This is a genomic window from Giesbergeria giesbergeri (genome assembly GCF_054779375.1).
Genome location: NZ_BAAGYJ010000001.1, coordinates 306,455 through 326,560, shown reverse-complemented (window position 1 = coordinate 326,560; position 20,106 = coordinate 306,455). Strand labels below are relative to the sequence as shown.

General features: G+C 60.6%; 14 protein-coding genes. 6 read left to right on the top strand and 8 right to left on the bottom strand.

The window, feature by feature from the left end; all coding sequences use genetic code 11:
* Nucleotides 1–370: 370 nt before the first annotated feature.
* Genes ACYVB2_RS01500 through radC form a run of 6 tightly spaced genes read right to left on the bottom strand, consistent with a single transcriptional unit; the run spans nucleotide 371 to nucleotide 10,735 of the window.
* The gene (locus tag ACYVB2_RS01500) at nucleotides 371–1,144 is read right to left on the bottom strand and encodes a hypothetical protein (protein WP_382429721.1); all 774 of its coding nucleotides are present in this window, start codon (nucleotides 1,142–1,144) and stop codon (nucleotides 371–373) included.
* Complete coding sequence (locus tag ACYVB2_RS01495) at nucleotides 1,141–3,057, bottom strand: CHASE2 domain-containing protein (protein ID WP_382429723.1); 1,917 nt, start codon at nucleotides 3,055–3,057, stop codon at nucleotides 1,141–1,143. The genes ACYVB2_RS01500 and ACYVB2_RS01495 overlap by 4 nt, the downstream gene beginning before the upstream one ends.
* On the bottom strand, nucleotides 3,044–4,699 hold the full coding sequence (locus tag ACYVB2_RS01490; protein WP_382429725.1) for a ShlB/FhaC/HecB family hemolysin secretion/activation protein: 1,656 nt from the start codon (nucleotides 4,697–4,699) through the stop codon (nucleotides 3,044–3,046). The genes ACYVB2_RS01495 and ACYVB2_RS01490 overlap by 14 nt, the downstream gene beginning before the upstream one ends.
* Nucleotides 4,684–7,785 (bottom strand): two-partner secretion domain-containing protein, encoded by a 3,102-nt coding sequence (locus ACYVB2_RS01485; protein ID WP_382429727.1) that lies wholly within the window; start codon nucleotides 7,783–7,785, stop codon nucleotides 4,684–4,686. Before ACYVB2_RS01485 ends, ACYVB2_RS01490 begins: the two co-directional genes overlap by 16 nt.
* Nucleotides 7,785–9,983 (bottom strand): CHAT domain-containing protein, encoded by a 2,199-nt coding sequence (locus ACYVB2_RS01480; protein ID WP_382429729.1) that lies wholly within the window; start codon nucleotides 9,981–9,983, stop codon nucleotides 7,785–7,787. The genes ACYVB2_RS01485 and ACYVB2_RS01480 overlap by 1 nt, the downstream gene beginning before the upstream one ends.
* 38 nt (nucleotides 9,984–10,021) lie before the next feature.
* The gene (radC, locus tag ACYVB2_RS01475) at nucleotides 10,022–10,735 is read right to left on the bottom strand and encodes a RadC family protein (protein ID WP_382429731.1); all 714 of its coding nucleotides are present in this window, start codon (nucleotides 10,733–10,735) and stop codon (nucleotides 10,022–10,024) included.
* A gap of 53 nt (nucleotides 10,736–10,788) precedes the next feature.
* Here radC and ACYVB2_RS01470 point away from each other — a divergent pair, with 53 nt between their 5' ends.
* Nucleotides 10,789–11,241 carry an FKBP-type peptidyl-prolyl cis-trans isomerase gene (locus tag ACYVB2_RS01470; RefSeq protein ID WP_382429733.1) on the top strand — a complete coding sequence of 151 codons (453 nt, stop codon included), beginning with the start codon at nucleotides 10,789–10,791 and terminating at the stop codon, nucleotides 11,239–11,241.
* Nucleotides 11,238–12,188 carry a 4-hydroxy-3-methylbut-2-enyl diphosphate reductase gene (ispH, locus tag ACYVB2_RS01465; protein WP_382429735.1) on the top strand — a complete coding sequence of 317 codons (951 nt, stop codon included), beginning with the start codon at nucleotides 11,238–11,240 and terminating at the stop codon, nucleotides 12,186–12,188. Before ACYVB2_RS01470 ends, ispH begins: the two co-directional genes overlap by 4 nt.
* A 287-nt stretch (nucleotides 12,189–12,475) precedes the next feature.
* Here ispH and ACYVB2_RS01460 read toward each other — a convergent pair whose 3' ends face one another.
* Nucleotides 12,476–13,153 carry a CBS domain-containing protein gene (locus ACYVB2_RS01460; protein ID WP_382429737.1) on the bottom strand — a complete coding sequence of 226 codons (678 nt, stop codon included), beginning with the start codon at nucleotides 13,151–13,153 and terminating at the stop codon, nucleotides 12,476–12,478.
* Nucleotides 13,154–13,218: 65 nt separating this feature from the next.
* Between ACYVB2_RS01460 and serS the strand changes: the two genes are divergently transcribed.
* Nucleotides 13,219–14,535, top strand: coding sequence for a serine--tRNA ligase (gene serS, locus ACYVB2_RS01455; RefSeq protein WP_382429739.1), 1,317 nt, complete (start codon nucleotides 13,219–13,221; stop codon nucleotides 14,533–14,535).
* A 120-nt stretch (nucleotides 14,536–14,655) separates the two neighbouring features.
* Nucleotides 14,656–16,638: a methyl-accepting chemotaxis protein gene (locus tag ACYVB2_RS01450; RefSeq protein ID WP_382429741.1), complete on the top strand. Its 1,983-nt coding sequence runs from the start codon at nucleotides 14,656–14,658 to the stop codon at nucleotides 16,636–16,638.
* A gap of 28 nt (nucleotides 16,639–16,666) precedes the next feature.
* On the opposite strand, the gene argH is transcribed toward ACYVB2_RS01450, so the two are convergent.
* On the bottom strand, nucleotides 16,667–18,124 hold the full coding sequence (gene argH / locus ACYVB2_RS01445) for an argininosuccinate lyase (protein ID WP_382429743.1): 1,458 nt from the start codon (nucleotides 18,122–18,124) through the stop codon (nucleotides 16,667–16,669).
* Between the two features lie 50 nt (nucleotides 18,125–18,174).
* Between argH and ACYVB2_RS01440 the strand changes: the two genes are divergently transcribed.
* Nucleotides 18,175–19,257: a sensor histidine kinase gene (locus tag ACYVB2_RS01440; protein ID WP_382429745.1), complete on the top strand. Its 1,083-nt coding sequence runs from the start codon at nucleotides 18,175–18,177 to the stop codon at nucleotides 19,255–19,257.
* 7 nt (nucleotides 19,258–19,264) lie between these two features.
* Entirely contained in the window at nucleotides 19,265–20,005 is a 741-nt protein-coding gene (locus ACYVB2_RS01435) for a LytR/AlgR family response regulator transcription factor (protein WP_382429747.1), read from the top strand.
* The last annotated feature ends 101 nt before the right edge of the window (nucleotides 20,006–20,106 follow it).

Genomic DNA, 20,106 nt, shown 5'->3' with positions numbered 1-20,106 from the left:
CATCAAGGCGTGTGCTGGCTGGGCGTGGTGCTGGGGCGCGCTTGTTGCGTGGAGGCCGTGCAGAGGTGGATGCTGCCACGCGCACATTGGACGTGCCAGCGCCTGACGGGCGCACTGACCGTGCCAACAAGGTGGCCGTATGGGTTAGGGCACGGCGGGCTGCCCTGGCAGGGCGGGGCGCAGGGGGGGCCGCTGGTGCTGTGGGGGGTGTAGGCTGGGCTGGGGGCTGGCGCACAGCCTCTAGGGCGTGCGCCAGTGCCGAGCGCAAGGTGCCTGGGTCGTTGCGGCTCATGGCTTTTTGAAGTGGGGCACAGGCCGCAAGAGCGAGGCTGGCAGCAGGAGCAGAGGGGGCAGGCGGTGCATTGTGGCGTTATTTTCCGGCATCCTCTGTGGTGGGGTTGCGAGGGGTGGGCATGGGCTTGTGCATATTGGGGGCAGAAGATGGCAACACCCCCGCATAGAGCGTGTGCAGGCGCATGATCACGGGGTCGTGGGGGTGCAGACCCTGTAGGCGTTGGAGCTCGTGGCGCAGTCGTTCGTGCGCCCCCAGATCCCACAGCCCGGCCAGAAAATAGACCTCGGGGTTGTGGTCATCGGCGGCGGTGTTGTGGCGTAAGGACTGGTAGTTTTCTTCCAGTGTTGCCAGATTGGTGGACGAGGCACCAGTCGATGTCTCGGGGGCCAAGGTGCTCACGGGTGGGGTGGGCGGCTCTTGGCCGGGAGGAGGCGCAGAAGAGGGCAGACGCCGCAGCCGCACCCCCCCGATGCGGGCTGTGCTGTCACTGCGCGGAGTGCGGGCCATTTGCTGGGTGATAGCCAGTGGGAGTTGGCGTGTTTCGCGCCGTGGTTGGCCCCGAACAATGCTGCTCTCGGTGCTATTGATGCGCAGTACGCCAGCATCTTGCCAATCTTCTTGCAAACCGCTGCGGGCATACAACAGCCGGATGTGGGCGCCGGGGGCCAGCCGGACGCGGTCGCCCTCTAGCAGCCGGATCAGGGGCTCTATGCTTTGGGCCTTGTCGGGGAGTTCTAGCACCACATCCCCTTGTATGCGCAAAACCATTGCTGAGGAGGGCTGTCCCCATGCCAGACTGCAGAGCACCATGCTGCTCCCCCAGATGACCCAGTGCTGCCATTGTTTCATGCTGCTTCCTCCATTGCGATGATTTCAAAAACCTCTGTCGGGTGGATGCGGCCCCGCACGGTGATGCTGTCACTGCGGCCCAAGACAAAACCGGGGCCAGCGGCATGCAGGGTGTCTTGGCTGGCCAGAATCACGCAGCCTAGCGCCTTTGTCATGCCTTCAAGCCGTGAGGCAATGTTGACTGTATCGCCAATGGCGGTGTATTCCATCCGCTGTGCGGTGCCGATGTTGCCTGAAATCGCCAGCCCCGTGTGTACACCCACGCCAATCCGAAATGCGGGTAGATTTCTGCCCGGAAAACGCTGTTGCATCCATTGCCCGAAGTGCTCAGCCACGGTGCGCAGGTGCAGAGCCGCAGTCAGGGCGCGGTGGGCGTGGTCGGGATTTTTGAGTGGGGCACCAAATTCGGCCATGATGGCATCGCCAATAAATTTGTCTATGCATGCACCTTGTTCCGTCAGCACAGTGCAGGCCGCAGAAAAATAATGGTTGAGCATCTCCACCACTTCTTCTGGGGTCAGCTGCTCGCTGATCGTGGTGAAGTTGCGGATATCGGTAAACAGCACCGTCATCTCGCAGCATTCGCCACCCAGTTGTGGCATACGGTCGGAGTGAATCAGCGCCTCTACCACCCGAGGTTCTAGGTAGCGCGAGAACATCAGCCGGATGCGTTGGCGCTCGCGTTCGCCATGTGTGAAGCGCCAAGCGTAAATGCCCATGAAGCAAAACAGTGCTGTCAGTTGTATGTGGCTGGTCGAGAGCAGTAGATTGCGCTCCAGTGCGGCATAACCTAATCCACCGGCCAATACCCAGAGCAGCCCACACAGCAACAGCCCCCGCCATAGCCGCTGGTGCCACCAAAAGAGGCCCGCAGGCAGACAGAGCAGCAAGGCCAGACCCATGCGCGTGTGGTCTGGGGTGGCATTGAGCCAGTGCCCTTGCAGGAGCGCCTCGACGGTCTGGGCCTGAATCTCCATACCCAACATCAGGGGGGCGTTGCCCAAGCCGCGGCCATAGGGGGTGATGTGTACATCGTTCATGCCGCCATAGCTGGCCCCCAAAATCACCACTTTGCCGCGCAGAGCCTGCACTTGGGGCTGTGCTAGGGCATCGGGCCGCAGCAGATCCAGCATGGGGATGGCTGGTACGCTGCCAGGAGGGCCAGCATAGGCCAGACGCAGGCGCTCATCTATAGACACCGTGCGTCCGGCAAACTCCCATGTGGGCCCCTGCACGGGCTGCCCGCTGGCGTGCAGGGCCAACAAAAAGGGCAAGGAGCGCAACCGCAACGCAGAAGAGGGGTCGGGGTGCGGCACGGCAGGGGAATAGGCCCGTAGCACGCCATCGGCATCGGCTTGCAGATCGGCAGCCCCGACAAAGCGGGCAATGTCCCAATCGGGCAGTGCAGCGAGGTAGTCGCTGGCAGGCAGCAAAAGGTCGCCGGGGGGCTGCATGCCAGCCACCACTACCCGGCCTGTAGCCAGAGCTTGGCGCAGGGGTTGGTCAAACTGGCGTGCTGCCAGAGTAGGAACCCCGCCGAGTTTGGCTAGCCATTGCTCTGGACTGCTGCTCAGTACCAAATCCAGACCCACCACGGTGGCCCCAGCGGCTTGTAGGGTCTGAATTGCTTGGGCGTAATGTGGCCCCCAAAACACCAGCGGTTCATCGGGGTACTGTGCCAGAGTGGCTTCGTCCAGCTTCACCAGCGCCACCCGCTCTACCGTGTGGCGCTGTCCGGCCAATCGGAACCAGCCGTCGCTGTACCACTGGTCTATGCCCTCCAGGGCACCTTGTCGCCAGAGGGTTTCGGTCAATGCTAGGGCGATGATGGCGATGAAGGCAGCACGCCCCCCCCAACTGCGCAGGTTTTGCAGCCACTGCCATAGTGGGAAGGAGGGGCTAGAAGAAGTCATAGCTCCAATGCAGGTGAATGCCCCGGTGTTGCCAGCTGTGGCCTGCGCTGCGCTCGCCGTGCAAGGGTTGGCCCACGGCCAAGTCCAGCCGCATGCCTTGCCAGCGCAGGCGGGTAGCCAAGCCCACGGAGGCAATGCGGGTGCTGGCCTCGCCTTGGTTGTGGCCCTGACCCATGTCGTAAAACGGAATCAGAGACCATTGCAGGTCTTGCCCAGTACCTTGCAGCAGTGGCACATCCAACTCTAGATTCAAGATCTGGCCTTGGTCACGCACCAGCTGGTTTTCTAGAAAGCCGCGCACGCTGTTGGCGCCGCCAATGGCCAAGCGATCTAGTGCCAGCAGACGCTGGCGGCTTCTTTGCACCGTGGCACGAACGACCCATTGCGTGCCGTTGTCGAGCAACTTGCGGGCATATTGACCTTGCAATAGCCACAGGTGGGCTTGCTGATCGGCAGCAACAGGCCCACCCGCAGGCCAGCCAGTTTGGGCTTGTAGATTGTTGTGTTGGCGTTGTAGTGTGGCGCGCAAGGTCAGAGCTTGGTGCTCAGTGCGGTAGCTGTATTCTTGCCACAAACGCCAGCCGGTGATGCGGGTCTGGCCTTGTGATTCGCCCGGCACCAAAGAGAAGGGGGTGCCAGCCAGCCAAGTGCGGTGGCTGCGCCAGCCGTAATGCACGCCCACAGCCCACTGGTGCTGCAAGCTTTGGTGCAGCACCTGCTCCAGCCCCAGTTCTTGCTGTTGCAACTGGCTGCTGAAGTCCAGCGCCCGTATCGGTTCTTCCACCACCGCCGATTGCCCATAGTTGCCTTGCCATGACACAGCGGTGCGCGCGCCCAGTGGTAGCTTCCAGTGCCATTGGCTGCGCAGCCCACCCTGTGCAGGGGTGGCTTGTTGCAGGCTGGCATAGAGCGCATCACCGTGCCCGCTCAGATTACGCACCCAGCCCGATAGCTCCAGCGCCTGCGTGCCAATGGAGGGGGGGCGGTGGTTGTGGGTGGCTACCGTGAGCTGGTAAGGGCGTGCGCGTTGCACCTCAATGTCTAGCACCGCTTGGCCCAGGGTCTCACCGGGGCGTAACCGGGCCTGCATTTGTGCAAACAGGGGGTCATCCAGCAGCCGTTGAAAGCGTGCGCGCAGGGTGTCGAGGTGCAGCACTTCTCCGGGCTGCGGGGCCAGCCGTTGTGCAATGTATTGCGGGCGCAGGTTTTGGAGGCCGTGCGATTGAATGGCACCGAGTTGGCCCTCCATCAGTTGCAGCGTCAGTATGGGGCCAGTCAATGCTGGACTGGCAAAAACCGCCCCCGAATTGACATAGCCTTGGCGCACATAGTGCTGCGTGATGGTGCGGCGCAGGCTCTCCAGATCGGCCTCATCCAGTGGGCGGTGCAGATAAGGTGCGGCCAGTTGCTCTAGGGTGGGGGTATCGACCACCGTATTGCCAACAAAGGCCACCCGTTCTAGGCGTATGGTGGTGGGTGCTGCGGCCCTGTGGGCGGGCGCTGGTAATTCAGGCAGCACAAAGGGCGCTGCACCAGCCGCCCATGCGGGCAGTGCAGTGCCAGTTGCTAGGCTCAGCGCACAGATACAGCCGAGAGTTGCACGGTAGGCAATAGCAGGGGAGGTGATCAGGGGCGAGGGCATGGATCGGCTTTCACACGGTCTGGCTCGGCCCATGCAGCTGTGGGCAGCAGGCCTAACCAGCCATAGTGGGCCACGGGATAGTGGCCTCGGCCCGCCACAGCCAACGTGCTGCCGTTGCGGGTATCGCAGGGGTTGTGTCCTAGCCGGGCGCTGTCAAGCAAAGGAGCGCCTAGCCCTTGCAGGGCGCTGCTCAGGTCTAGGGCCGGTACGGTGATGTTGACGTGGCCGTTGATGCCTGTGGGGGCCGCCGCTTGAATGACATTGAAGCCAAACAGCCCTGGCACCAATGCATAGGGGGTATTGCCACCCAGCCACAGCGCCCCAGCACTGGGCAGCAGTGTTTGCACATCGACCTGCACCCGTCCACCACTGGCATGACGGGCGGCAGTATTGGCCTGAATGGCCCCTGTGTGGAGCGCCAGGGCTTGGCTACGCACAGCAATATCACCGCCATTGCCCAATGCGCCCAGCACAGACGTCGTAATTTGGCTGTTGTGCAGGCCCAACCGTTGACCGCCCAGCAGTTGGATGGCCCCACCATTGCCTAAAGAGGCTGATGTGGTGATCTGGCTATTGTCCAATTGCAAGCGATCTTTAAAAGACACGCTCAGGTTACTGGCATCTACATTGCCACTGGCCGCCGCAGTTATTTGGCTGTCGGTCAGTTGCACGACGGGGGCACGGATGTGCAGTGCGCTAGGCACAATCTGTGTGGGGTTGACCACAGTGGCATCGTTGCGGATAGAGATGCTGCTGCCGTTGGTCAGGGTGAGGTGTTGATGGGCTTGCAGATCCAGCGTGCCGGTTTGCCCAGAAGAATGGGCTTTGGCAATTCCCAGTATGCGGCTGTCTACACCGTCCATGCGGATTTCTGTGGCAGACACAGCCACCGCACCGGCGGCGCCTGCGGTTGCGGTGCTGGAGGAGATAACGCCGCCGCCCAGCAACTCCAGTGCGCCAGCCACCGCCACTTGCACGGTGCCAGCATGGCCGCTGCCCGAGACGGTATCACTGGAAATGACGGCAAATTGATCATCGCCTCCAGCTATCCGCAAATTTCCTGCAGCCACACGCACATCGCCTGCGGCGCCGTCGCCCAACGTGGTGGTGGATATGACACCGCCGTTATGGATGGTCATGGTGTCACGCACCTGCACCTGCACCGATCCTGCCTGTCCGGTGCTGCCGGGGCCCGTACCACTGTAGATCATGGCAGCGGCGGCATGGGCGCCATCTACCGAGAGCGAACCAGCTTTGATCTGTACCGTTCCCGCATGGCCCGCTCCCAAGGTGGCGCTGCCCACAAAACCACCATTGCTCACTGTCAATTGGTCACGAATATCGAGCTGTACATCGCCGCCATTTCCCGTCCCTTGGGTGTTGGAGGACACCATGCTGCCATCGCTCACGGCCATAGCACCACCCACCTGCACTTGGACTGATCCAGCAGGGCCGGTGCTGCCTAGCCATGAATCGCTCAGAATGGCACTTCCTTGCTCCATAGACAGCGAACCGGCCTGGACTTGTACCGTCCCGGCCTTGCCCGACCCTAAGGTGACGCTGCTGATCAAGCCCCCATTGCGCAGTGCCAGTTGCTCCTCAACGTGGAGATGCACATCGCCGCCCCGTCCGGCTCCTTGGGTGTTGGAGGACACCATGCTGCCATCGCTCACCGTCATGGCACCACGCACTTGCACCTGAACAGTGCCTGCATTGCCGCTGCCATCACTGGTGTCGCTGGAGATGAAACTTTTTGCATTGCCTCCCTCCATAGAGAGGGAACCAGCCTCGACTTGCACCGTCCCCGCATGGCCCGACCCTAAAGTGACGCTGCTGATAAAGCCGCCATTGCGCAATGCCAACCGCTCCCCAACGTGCAGGCGCACATCGCCGCCGCTGCCAGTCCCTTGGGTGTTGGAGGACACCATGCTGTTGTTGCTCACCGTCATCGTGTCATGTACCTGCACCTGCACGGAGCCAGCCCGACCGGTGCTGCCGGGGAAGGAGTCACTCAAGATCGTGCTGAGCTGATCCATCGATAGCGACCCCGCATCAATCTGCACCGACCCAGTATCCCCAGCGGTGAAGGTGCTGGAGGCAATGGCACCATGGCGCAGTTGCAGCGGCCCCGCCACATGAACCCTGACATGACCCGTGTTGCCCGTGGCCGAGTAGCCGCTAAGACCGCTGATGTCTGTGATGGCTGTTATATACCGGTCGGTATCCATGCGATCAATGAACTGGCTCAGGCCTGCGAGGTCGGGAATGCCGGTCACGGCGAGGCTGGTAATGCCCGTCACCGTCCCTGGATCTGGCCCATCAATTGACAAGGCCGCCGCTTCAATAGTGGTGTCGCCTGCTTGCGCTGGGCTGCTGGTGTAGCTGATGATTTTGCTGCCCCGCAACACCGACAGTTTTCCAGCCGCCGATACACGGATTGCGCCGCCTTCACTGCTGGACAGCAGTGAACCATCCAGCGTTATATCGTTCCCCACCACGCTCAAAGGCTGGCCGGTAGCAGGGTGCAGCATGGTTCCTTGGCCGATATGCACTGGCCCGCGCCCTGGCCCCAGAAAGCCAAAATCTACCGGGTCGGCGCTAGAGAATACGCTGGTGCTGCCAGCCGTGTGGGCCAGCCAAACACCCTCAGGAAAGCGCAGGCCATCGGCAGTGCTGATATGGAGTGCACCGGGCACATCGACCGTCGCCCCATGGCCAAAAACAATTCCGGCAGGATTGAGAAAATAAAAAGCCGGGGTGCCACTGTGGGCCCGCAGTGCCAGCGTGCCATGAATCTGAGACATACTGCCCCCCGTGACCCGGCTGATGACATTGCGAATGCCATCGCTGTGGGTAAGAAAGGTAGCCGATTCATCGCTGCCGATGTTGAATTGCCCAAAGCTGTGAAACAGGTTGTGGCCCACCCGTTTGCCCAGCAGCTCGGGCAATACATAGGCTGGGCCTTGCAGGGTTTGTGGTGTTTGCCCTAGGCTGGCATCGGTGCGAATCTGGGCTGTGGCGTCAAGGCCGGTGCAGGCCAGCAGTGCAGCCCAGAGCAGTACCGTCAGGGGAGGTTGCCAGTGCATCACAGCCAGTTTCCTATCAAGATGAACGGTGCCCAAAAGAAGGGGTGGGCCATGTCGTGGCTGTATAACAGCTGCAATTGCGCTTGGCGCAAGGCTTGGGCCTTGCTCAGGCGCCCTTGGGCCAGCCCGGTGTAAAACTGCTCCATCACGGCCTTGGCTGCCAGATCGGCAATAGGCCACAAAGTGCCCAGCACACTTTGGGCGTGGGCTTTGATGGCCACGCCCGAGAGGCCCAGGGGGGCGCGTTCGTTGCCTTGGGCCGTTTGGCAGGCCGACAGGGTGAGCAACTCAATGGGTTGGCGTTGCAAAGCCTCACTTTCTAGCAGGGTCTGGAACTGGGGCAGGCGCAGCAAGTCATCGTAGGCCATGATGAAGCTGGTGGCCGCACTGTCGCCAAAGACCCCGTGCGAGGCAATATGCACAATGCGGTATTGGCCGCTGGCCGTTTCTCGTTGAAACTGCCCTACGGTAAAACCGGCATCGAGCAAGGCGGTGCCAGGCAGCAACTGGTGCAAGGCTTGTATTTCGTCGCGCACGCCCGGCAGGGCCAAGCTGTCTTGCCACTGGGCCAGTGTGGGTGCTTGTGCTGTACGCACCTGTTGCCAGGTGCGGGTGGTGGTGTGCTGGGCCAACCCCCGATGGACAACTGTGGGGGGGGCTGGAGGCGCACGCCAGCTTTGGGCCATTTTCTCAACCGCAGGGCCGGGCAGAGCCACGCCTGTCACGAGGGCACGGGCTTGGGTTTGGGGGGGGGCCAAGCTGGTCAGTCCCATGCTGGTCACGACCGAAATAGCCCACTGCTCTATGGCGTAGTGTTGTCCATTGTGCAGTGCCGCCACCGGAATCAGTCGCAAGGTGCTGTCGGGCACCACGACCAGGTGGTCAATGCCTTGCTCAGACAACACAGCCTCCACTGGGCGCAGCAGCCAGTCGTAGAGTTGCTGTGCCGCAGGCAGGTAGGGCTCATCGCCTAGACGCAGGGTGTCGGCCCATGTGCGCACATGGCTGCGCAACAGTGGCCCGGCCACGGGGGAGGTGCGCCTCACGACACCCGTGGGGGTTTGCAAGAGCAACTCTAGCCGGTCGGCCAAAATGACAGGGTAGAGCACGCCCGTGCCAGCGGGCAACAGCGGTTTGCCCGACCGCACCTCCCATGCACAGCGGTCTCCCAAAAAATCTTGCAATTGCGCTTGGTGCAATTGCTCCATCGCCTCTATCGCAGTGTGGAGGGCAGCCTCTCTGTGGGGGCTGGGCTGTTCGTGGGTTGTGTGCAACAGCAGATCGACATAGCCTAGATACAGAGGCTCGATCAGGACACGGAATGATGATTGCCCATCGCTGGTTTCTAGCGGCAAGTCTTGGCGTGTGGCTTCCAATTGCTCTACCGCCCGCGCATAGGCGGCCAGTGCAGCACCCGGCTGCCCTTGCGCTTGTTGCAGGCGGCCTTGCCGCCACTCCAGTGCCACCAGCAGGTCGGCCCGATCTTGCAGAGCCAGACGGTGCGCCAACAGCAGCCCTTCTTGCGTCAGTTGCAGGGCTTCAGGCCTGCGCGCATGGTCTTCATACAGTTGTGCCAAGGCATCCAGTGTTTGTACATGCAGGCGGCCATCTTGAGCCGCCATTGCCAAGCTGCGGGCGCGCTCCAGATGGTGGTAGGCCAGCGCCAAAGACGCGGGGCCGATTTGCCGAGCCTGTTGCCCCAGATCAAGGTGATAGCGTGCCAGTGCAGGGTTGGGTAAGGCTTGCTCTAGCCGCTGAGCAATCGGCTCTAGGTGGGCGAGTTTGTCTTTGGCTGGGGCCAGCCTTGCCAAAGCCAAGCGTGCGCTCAGCCAGAGCGGCAACGGTGCATCCGCTACCATGCCCAGTGCCTCTGTGTAGTAACGGGCCGCCGTGTCGGGCTGTTGGCTGAGGGCGGCCAGACTGCCCAGTTGCATGGCCCACAGAGACCGTTCTGCCCCAACGGGGGCCGAGCAGTAGGCCGATTGCAGCAGTGGCTCGGCCTGTGCATAGTGGCGCCGCTGCAGCAGGGCTGCTCCGCGCTGTCCGGCGGCAGTTGCATCGCTGGTGTGCTGCATGGCCTGGGGGGGCGTTGGGCAGTAGGGGGCGGTGGCTGGGGGGGCGGCAGCGGCCACTCCACTGGCGGCTGCTGCCAGGAGCAGGGCCACTGTCAGCCAACTGCGCAATCGTGCAAATGCCATGACTTGAACCTCGCTTGGTGCAGAGCGGTAAGGGTGGCTCAGATTAACCCCTTTTCTGCCATAGATAAAGCAGCCCCCGGTGCTACGATCACATGGTCTAGCACGCGCACGTCCACCATGCCCAAAGCTGTTTTGAGCGTTTGCGTCAGGGCACTGTCGGCGTTGCTGGGCTGCACATGGCCGCTGGGATGGTTGTGCGCCAGCACCACGGCAGCAGCCCGGTGGTGCAAGGCCCGCAGCAGCACCTCGCGTGGATAGACGCTGGTTTGCGTCAACGTGCCCCGAAACATCTCCTCCAACGCCAGCAGCCGGTGTTGGGCATCCAAAAACAGCACAGCAAACACTTCATGGCCCTTGTAGGCCAAATGCAGTTGCAGGTAGTGTTTGACTGCTTCGGGTGAATCAAATACCTCACCTTGCTGCAACTGTTGTGCCAGGGCACGCCGGGCCAACTCTAGCACCGCCACCAGTTCGGCCCGTTTGGCCGGCCCTAGCCCTTTGATGCGTTCCAAATCTGTGGCACTTGTGTGCAACAGCCCCCCAATGCCGCCAAAGCCACCTTGTCGTTGGCCGGTCGTGGCATCGGTGCTGGGTGGGGCCAGCAGTTCTTGTGCCATTTGCAGCACGTTTTTGCCAACAATGCCTGTGCGCAGCAAAATTGCCAGCAATTCCGCATCGGCCAGTGCTGCTGGGCCACGGGAGAGCAGCTTCTCGCGTGGCAGCATATCGGCAGGAAGGTCTTTGAAGGACATGGTGCTGGGGCCAGAGGCAAACGTAAAATGCGGTCAGTTTATAGAGGCTACCAATGGCAACCGTTCAACCGGGTTCGTTTCTGACCCTGCATTACCGTCTGGCGGGTCCCGCTGGCGACATCATCAACACCTTTGCCGACAAGCCCGCCACGCTCACGCTGGGCAGCGGTGAGCTCTCGCCGGCGGTAGAGGAGCGTCTGTTGGGCCTAGAAGAGGGCCAACGTGCCACCTTTGAGCTGGCTGCGGGCGAGGCTTTCGGCCAACACAACCCCGATATGCAGCAATGGGTAGCACGTAAGCTGCTCAATGATTTGGGCGACCCCGACGAACGCTATGCCGTGGGCGAAGTGGTGGAGTTTGCCACCCCTGATGGCATGGCTACCTATGCGGGTGTGGTGGTGCAGGTGGGCAATGCCGACAGCCCAGATGCCATCTTGGTGGACTTTAACCACCCGCTGGCAGGCCAGCCCGTGACTTTTGAAGCGTATGTGATTGGTGCCTTGTGAGCCAGCTGCAAGAAATCTTGCTCGCCGAGCCGCGCGGGTTTTGCGCCGGAGTAGACCGAGCCATTGAGATTGTGGAGCGGGCACTGCAAAAATTTGGCGCTCCCATCCATGTACGCCACGAAATCGTACACAACACCTATGTGGTCAATGACCTCAAGGCCAAGGGCGCCATCTTCATTGAAGAGTTGGCCGAGGTGCCGCCCGGCGCCACACTGGTGTTTAGCGCCCACGGTGTAAGCAAGGCGGTACAAAACGAGGCCCAAGCGCGTGGCTTTCGCATTTTTGATGCCACCTGCCCATTGGTGAGCAAAGTGCATGTGGAGGTAGCCAAGCTGGCGCAAGAAGGCTACGAGTTCATCATGATTGGGCACAAAGGCCACCCCGAGGTGGAAGGCACTATGGGCCAGTTGGATCACGGTATCCATCTGGTAGAAGATGTGGCCGATGTAGCCCGCGTGCAGCCCGCCCAGACCGAGCGGTTGGCTGTTGTCACACAAACCACGCTCAGTGTGGATGATGCTGCCGAGATTACCGCTGCCGTGCGGGCACGTTTTCCCAGTGTACGTGAGCCTAAGCAACAAGACATTTGCTACGCTACGCAAAACCGCCAAGACGCCGTCAAGGTGCTCAGTGCCCAAGTCGATTTGTTGATTGTCGTGGGCAGCCCCACCAGCTCCAATAGCAACCGCCTGCGCGAGTTGGCCGTGAAGTTGGGCACGCCAGCCTACATGGTCGATAGTGCGGCTGAACTGCTCCCGCAGTGGTTTGAAGGCGTGACCCGTGTTGGCCTGACGGCAGGCGCTTCCGCCCCTGAGATTTTGGTGAGCCAAGTCATAGACCGTATCAAGGCGCTGGGTGCCGTATCCGTGCGCACGGTGCCAGGCATGGAAGAGACCATCAAGTTCCCGCTGCCCAAGGGGCTGAAAATCGAGACGGTAGTGGATTGACATCCTCCCCGCCGCGAGAATGTTGCGTGCTGCATTCACATCGCGGTCGTGTTCCGCTGCGCAGTCGCAGGGTTTTGGTGCAGTCCATGATGTAGATTATGGATTGCTAATCCCTGCTCTCAACCCCGGACTGAACTCCGGGGCTTCCCGCGCACCGGGTGATCTGGGGAGCCTGCTCTTAAGAGAGCGGCTGGGGCTTGGAAGCAATGGTCTGTGGTTTGCCTTTTGTCATCCGTGTGGCCTAGGCTAGGCTCTGACGGCTACTACCGCAGACGCCGTAGCCAGTTCTAACTCCATAAGTCCAGTGGTGGGTCTGCGGCAATGGCACGCAACAAATCAGTGCGTGAGACAAAACCTTTCAGCTCACCACTGTCGTCTGTCACTGGCAGGCCGGGCAAACCCGTCTCGAGCAACACCCCAGCCAAGCGGCGCAGTTCGGTATCTTCTGACACCGTAGGCACTGGGCTGACCATCACTTCGGCCACAGGCCGACGGGCGCTGGCGAGCCGTTCTGCCGCTTGGTCATTGGGGGGCAACAGGTCTGGTGGCCCCATGTCGGTGCGCAGCAGCAGCCCCACCACCCGGCCCACACTATTGAGTACGGGTGCCTGACCCACTTGGTAGCGGGTAAACATTTGCCATGCTTCATGCACCCGGGCCGACAATGGCACTGTCAGGGCACCACGCGTCATCACGTCACGCACCAGTGTCAGGGGTTGACGCGGGGGAGATTGCCCGCTGCTGCGGGTATAGGCACTCACAGCATCCTGTGCCCGCAGTGTGCGCGCAGGGGCTGTGGTAGTGGGGGCAGGCAGTGGCAGGGGGGCTGCTTCTTCACCATGCAGGCCTGCGGCACGGGTGCGCAATGCCAAGGGACGACGAACACCACGCACAGGCGAAATCTTCGCCAGGTTTTCTGGGCCGCCCCGGTACATCTGCCCCGAAGGGCCAAAGACAAAGAACATACGCAGCACTCCTGATGGCCGATGTGGATGACGATGTTATCGATACTGCCGCCTAAAATCGGACTATGCTAGACATCCTCCTCCTTCGCAAAGACCTTGCTTCGGCCATTGCCCGGCTCGAAACCCGCAAAACCCCCCAAGCCTTCCTCAACGTCGAGGCCTTCCAAGCCTTAGATGCCGAGCGAAAAACCCTGCAAACCCGCACCGAGGAGTTGCAGGCCCAGCGCAACCAACTCTCTAAACAGATTGGTATGCTGATGGGCAAGGGCGACAAAGACGGTGCCGAAGCCGCCAAAGCCCAAGTAGCGGCATTCAAAACCGAACTGGAGCAATCCGCCACCCGTTTGGAGCAGATACAGGCCGAACTGCAAACCTTGCTGTTGGCCGTGCCCAACCTTCCGCACGAGAGCGTGCCTGTGGGCAGTGATGAAACCGGTAATGTCGAAGTGCGCCGCTGGGGCACGCCGCGCAGTTTTGACTTTGACGTCAAAGACCATGTTGATGTGGGCACCCCGCTGGGGCTGGACTTTGATATGGGCGTCAAACTGTCTGGCTCACGCTTTACGGTGATGAAGGGTGGTATTGCGCGTCTGCACCGCGCGTTGGCCCAGTTCATGCTGGACGTGCAAACGCAAGAACATGGCTATACAGAATGCTATGTGCCCTATGCCGTCAATGCCGACTCGCTCAAGGGCACTGGTCAGTTGCCCAAGTTTGAGGGCGATCTGTTTGCGGCCAAAAAGGGAGGCCAAGATGGCGAGCCGGTGCCAGACAATGCCGCGCTCTACCTGATCCCGACCAGCGAAGTGCCCCTGACCAACTTTGTTCGCGATGTGGTGCTGCAAGAAGCTGAACTGCCGATCAAGTTGACAGCGCACACCCCTTGTTTCCGTTCTGAAGCTGGTAGCTATGGCCGCGACACACGCGGCATGATCCGCCAGCACCAGTTTGACAAGGTAGAGATGGTGCAGATTGTGCATCCCGAGCAAAGCTATGCGGCGCTCGAAGAAATGACCGGCCATGCGGAGGCCGTTTTGCAAAAGTTGGGCCTGCCCTACCGCGTCATGAGCTTGTGCAGTGGTGATATGGGCTTTGGTGCGTCCAAAACCTACGATTTGGAAGTTTGGTTGCCCGCCCAAGGCACCTACCGTGAGATCAGCTCTGTCAGCAACTGCGAGGCCTTCCAAGCGCGCCGCCTGCAAGCGCGGTTTAAAAACACCCAAGGCAAAAACGAACTGGTACACACCCTGAACGGCTCAGGCTTGGCCGTGGGCCGTTGCCTCGTGGCCGTGTTAGAAAACTACCAGAACCAAGATGGCAGCGTAACGGTGCCTGAGGCACTGCGCCCTTATCTTGGTGGGTTGGAACATCTTATCCCCTAAAGCTTTTTAGTTTCTGGTTGATGTAGAAGATGTTAAAAAATGTAGGGAAATTGACATAAATGTTGCAGGGTCGGTAGGGCTATGGCCCAATCAGGGGCTGGATTACTTTTCCAGCCCCTTATGTCTCGTCCTCTGTCTTCTTCTACAAACGCCCCTTCGGCTGATCAAAGTGCGGGCTTTTTTGCGCACCACGGTGTCTGGTCGTTGGGGATACGGTTGTTCCGGCAGTTGCGCTTTGGTGCCAAAGCGGCCATTGTGAGCAGCTTGTTTTTGTTGGCTACGCTCGTGGGGGTGGTGCTGTATTTGAGTGCAGCCCAGCAAGGCATTGAGCGTTTGCGCAAAGAGCAGGCCGGGGTGTCGATTGTGGAACGGCTGGCGCCCGTACTGCACGCGCTCACCGATTTGCGCAATGCCAGCCGCGCTCAAGGGGCGGGTTATGTGGCGGCTACGCCACTGTTGCAGCAGGCACACCAAGCCTTGCACCAAGCCGAGGCTGACTTGCGTTTGGTAGAGGGCGACCATATCGACCGCTTGGGTTTGGGCCAAGAAGCCGAGCAGTTGCACCAAGTGCTGGATGCCCTGCCAACACAGGCCGATATCAAGGCCATTGAAGCGGCATTACACAAAACGGTAGAGTACGATAACCTCATTGCAGCCCGCTCGGGCATGATTTTGGATGCCGATGCTGCCGACCTCCAGTTGCTGATGGCCTATACCCGTGAAGTGCCGTTCTTGGCCGAGGCAGTGGGGCAAATGCGCAGTTGGGGCACCGTGGCGCTGGTGGGGCAGTTGCAGAATCTGGCCGCCATGCAGCGGGTGTTTGGCTGGAGTGCGCGGGCACAAAAGCATGTGGCCGAAAGCCAAGCGTGGCTCAAAGGCGCCATCAAGGCAGCCCCTGCTTTAGACAAGCAACTAGACCTTGCCGTGCTGGAGCGTGCCCAAGCCTATGTGGGCCAGGCCGATAAAGTGTTTGCCAAGGCCGACCCCGCCTTGGTGGGGGATGTGGATGGCTGGTGGCGTCAGGGCAGCCAGTTGGTGGCTGATTTGTACGTTGTCCAAGCCAAAGCCATGCAGGTGGTACACCAACGGCTGGAGGCACGTTTGGTGGCTGCCGAGGCAGAGCGCAACTTGTCGATGGGCTTGATTCTGTTGGCTTTGGCCTTGGCTGGTTATTTTTTCTATAGTTTCTATTGCGTGATGGATGGTGGACTGAAAGAGACACGCCGCCACCTAGAGGCCATGAGCAGTGGTGACTTGACCACCCAACCCAACCCTTGGGGGGCTGACGATATTGCGGTGCTCATGCTGTCGATGCGCCAAATGCAAGATGCGCTGCGCTCTATTGTGGGTGACGTACGCATGGCCAGCGACGAGATTGTGGGCTCCAGTGCCGACATTGCCGAAGGCTCGGTGGATTTGTCGGCACGCACCGAGGCGGCAGCCAGTACCTTGGAAGAAACCGCACAGGCAATGGCCCAGATTTCTGGCACCATCCAAAACAGTGCCCAAAATGCAGAGCAAGCGGCCGCGATGGCGATGGACAACGCTACGGCAGCACATGAGGCTGGACAAATCATGCAGCGCATGGTGGCTACGATGGATGACATTGGCACCGCCTCCAGCAAGATCAATGACATCATCGGCACCATTGACGGCATTGCTTTTCAGACCAACATATTGGCGCTCAATGCAGCAGTCGAGGCCGCACGGGCTGGTGAGGCTGGACGGGGTTTTGCTGTAGTTGCTGCTGAGGTGCGTAATTTGGCCCAGCGCAGTGCTGCTGCCTCGCACGAAATCCGCCAACTCATCATTGACAGTGTGGGGCAAGCCCACAATGGCGTGCAGGTCGCCAACGAGGCCGGAGCCTCGATTGCCAAGGTGCGCGCCCATGCCGACCGAATTGGCCAGTTGATCAGCGATATTGCAACTGAGGCCCGTGCGGGCGCTCAGGGCATTCGACAGGTGGATGAGGCCACCAAGGCACTAGAGCACAGCACGCAGCAAAATGCGGCCTTGGTTGAACACACAGCGGCGGCTTCTACCACCCTGCGGGAGCAGGCCCACGCGTTGTCAGAGCGGGTAGCGCAGTTCCGCATGCTTTGAGGCGTGTGTCGGCAGGGGCTGGCGTGGGTTAGCCCAAGCGCGCTTGGTGCCGTGCAATTTGCGTCCGTACCTGTGCTGGTGCGGTGCCACCCAAGGTGTTGCGGGCGTTGAGCGAGCCATGCAGGCTCAGGCAGTCGTACACATCCTTCTCGATGGAGGGGTGAAAGCCTTGCAGCACCGTCAGGGGCAACTCAGACAAATCGCAGGCGTGGGTGGTGGCCGCCTTGACGGCATGGGCCACGGTTTCGTGGGCATCGCGGAAGGGCAGGCCTTTTTTCACCAAATAGTCGGCCAGGTCGGTGGCAGTGGCGTAGCCCTTCTTGGCGGCCTCTTGCATGGCTGGTGCATTGACGGTGATGCCGCCTTCTTTGGCCCCAGTGGTGGGGTTGACTTGGCCGCCCACCATCTCGGCAAAAATACGCAAAGTGTCTTTGAGCGTGTCTACCGTATCAAACAGCGGCTCTTTGTCTTCTTGGTTGTCTTTGTTGTAGGCCAGTGGCTGGCCTTTCATGAGCGTGATCAAACCCATCAGGTGGCCGACCACACGGCCCGTTTTGCCGCGTGCCAGTTCAGGCACATCGGGGTTTTTCTTCTGCGGCATGATGGAGCTGCCGGTGGTGAAGCGGTCGGCAATCTTGATAAAGCCAAAGTTCTGGCTCATCCAGATGATGAGTTCTTCACTCAAACGGCTGATGTGTACCATGCACAGGCTGGCAGCAGCGGTAAATTCAATCGCAAAGTCACGGTCGCTCACGGCGTCCAGGCTGTTTTGGCACACGCCTTCCATGCCCAAGCTGCGGGCTACGCGCTCCCGATCCAGTGGGTAGGTGGTGCCAGCCAATGCAGCACTGCCCAAGGGCAGCAGGTTGACGCGCTTGCGTACATCGGCCATGCGCTCGGCATCGCGGGCAAACATTTCTACATAGGCCAGCAGGTGGTGGGCAAAACTGACCGGCTGGGCCACTTGCAAATGGGTGAAGCCCGGCAAAATCACGTCGATGTTTTTGGCTGCCACTTCGACCAGCGCCTTTTGTAATTCGGTGAGCAGGCCGCCAATCAGGTCAATCTCACTGCGCAGCCACAGGCGCACATCGGTTGCCACTTGGTCGTTGCGGCTGCGGCCTGTGTGCAGGCGCTTGCCTGCATCGCCCACCAGTTGGGTCAGGCGGGCTTCAATGTTCAGGTGTACGTCTTCTAAATCCAGTTTCCATTCAAACTGACCCGACTCAATCTCTTGGCTGATTTGTGCCATGCCCCGCTCGATGGCGGCTTGGTCTTCTGGGGCGATGATGCCTTGGGCGGCCAGCATCTCGGCATGGGCCAAGCTGCCCGCAATATCGGCTTGCCACAGGCGCTTGTCAAAAAATACACTGGAGGTGTAACGCTTGACCAGATCGCTCATGGGCTCAGAAAACAAGGCTGACCAGGCTTGCGCTTTGGTGTCGAGCTGGTTGTGGGAGGGCTGCGTAGGTTGGCTGGTGGACATGGGAGGCAATAATCCGGTGAAACAGACACCCGGAACAGCCGGATGCCGCAATGCAGAAGACGCGAATTTTATCGACCCCGCTCTCTCAACCTGCTGCCAAAGCCACACATCCGCAGGGCCGGGTGGAGATTGGGCGCGTGCTGGTCTTTGATGCCTGCCATGCCGGTGTGGTGTTGCGGGCGGTGTTGTTTGTGGAAACCGTGGTGGGCGTGGGCGCTTTGTTTGGCAGTCAGAGTCCGCTCGAATGGTTGGCCCGGCTGGCGCTGCTCACGGGGGCTGTGCTGCCCGCCACATTGGCTTGGCTGGTCACGGCCTGTAGCCTGAAGCAGTGGCTTCAACGCTTGGGCCCGCCAGGGCAGTGGGCTGCCGGGGTGGTGCTGGGCGCACTGGCGGGTTTGTACGCCTGCGCCATGTTGGCATGGATGGAGGCGGCACAGCCTGCACCTTGGTTGGCTAGCGCCGCCAGTGGCGCCTTATTGGCCGCCATACTGATGGTTGCCTTGATGCTGCGGGCGCAGGCCCGTACGCCAGCGGCCACCACCGCCCGGCTGGCCGAGTTGCAGTCGCGCATCCGACCCCATTTTTTGTTCAATACCCTCAACAGTGCGATTGCCTTGGTGCGTGACGAACCGGCCAAGGCCGAGGCATTGCTGGAAGATTTGAGCGATTTATTTCGCAGCGCCTTGACCGAGCAGGGCGAGACCGTTACGTTGGAAGAGGAGATTACCTTGGCCCGGCGTTATCTGGCTATTGAGCAGGTGCGCTTCGGTCAGCGCCTGCAAGTGCAATGGCGCCTTGATCCCCGTGCCAGTGCAGCCCTGCTACCGCCCCTGTTGTTGCAGCCCTTGGTAGAAAACGCTGTCAAGCATGGCGTGGAGCCTTGCGCACGGGGAGGCAAATTGCGTGTTTGCACCCAACTGCGGGGCAGCCGGGTGGTGGTGCGTATTACCAACACCCTGCCAGTGGCAGAGGAGTCTGGCGGTGCTGTGGGGGCCAGGGGGCACGGCATGGCTCTGGCCAATGTGCGCGCGCGGTTGTTGTTGCTGCATGATGTGCAGTGTGATTTCAGGGCGGGCATGCACGGCGATGTGTATGAAGTGCGCATCACCCTGCCTGCCCCTGCTTCTGTTTAGCACCACCATGAATATTCTGATTGTTGACGATGAGCCGCTGGCCCGCAGCCGTTTACACACCCTGTTGGCCGATACAGGTAGCCACCAGCTGGCGCAGGCTGCCACCGCCCACGAGGCGTTGGCATTGCTGAGTGCGGCGGGCAGTGGACAGCCCTTTGATTTGTTGTTGTTAGACATCCATTTGCCCGGTCAAGATGGCTTGCAATTGGCGCGGCAATTGCACACCTTGGCCCATGCACCCGCGGTGGTGTTTGTCACGGCACATACCGAACATGCCCTGAACGCCTTTGAATTGGACGCCGTGGACTACCTGACCAAACCGGTGCGCCGCGAACGCTTGCAACAGGCGTTGGCTAAGGTGGGGCGGGTATTGGCTGCACCCCCTGCTGTGGGCCTAGAGCCTGCTGTGGGCGAGGTGCTGCTGATCCAAGATCGGGGCCGCACCGAACGTGTGCCCTTGGCCGAAGTGCTCTATTGCAAAGCAGAGCTGAAATACGTCACCGTGTGTACCGCCACGCACAGCTATGTACTCGATGGTGCCTTGAGTGAGCTGGAGAGCCGCTACGGTGCGCATTGGGTGCGTATCCATCGCAATGCACTGGTAGCCCGCCATGCCATCCGCGCCCTAGAAAAACACCGTGATTCACAAGATGGCGAAGTGTGGGCAGTGCGTTTGCATGGGTTAGCGCAGTGGCTCACAGTATCGCGGCGGCAGGTGCCAGTGGTGCGTGAAGCACTGATGGCTTAGGGCGTGTTATGAACTGCCAGCGGTAGCTAAGATCTGGCTCGCCGTTGGCCACATCAGCACCACAAACACCAGAAAGTTGCGCTGGCCTTGTTTGCTTTAAG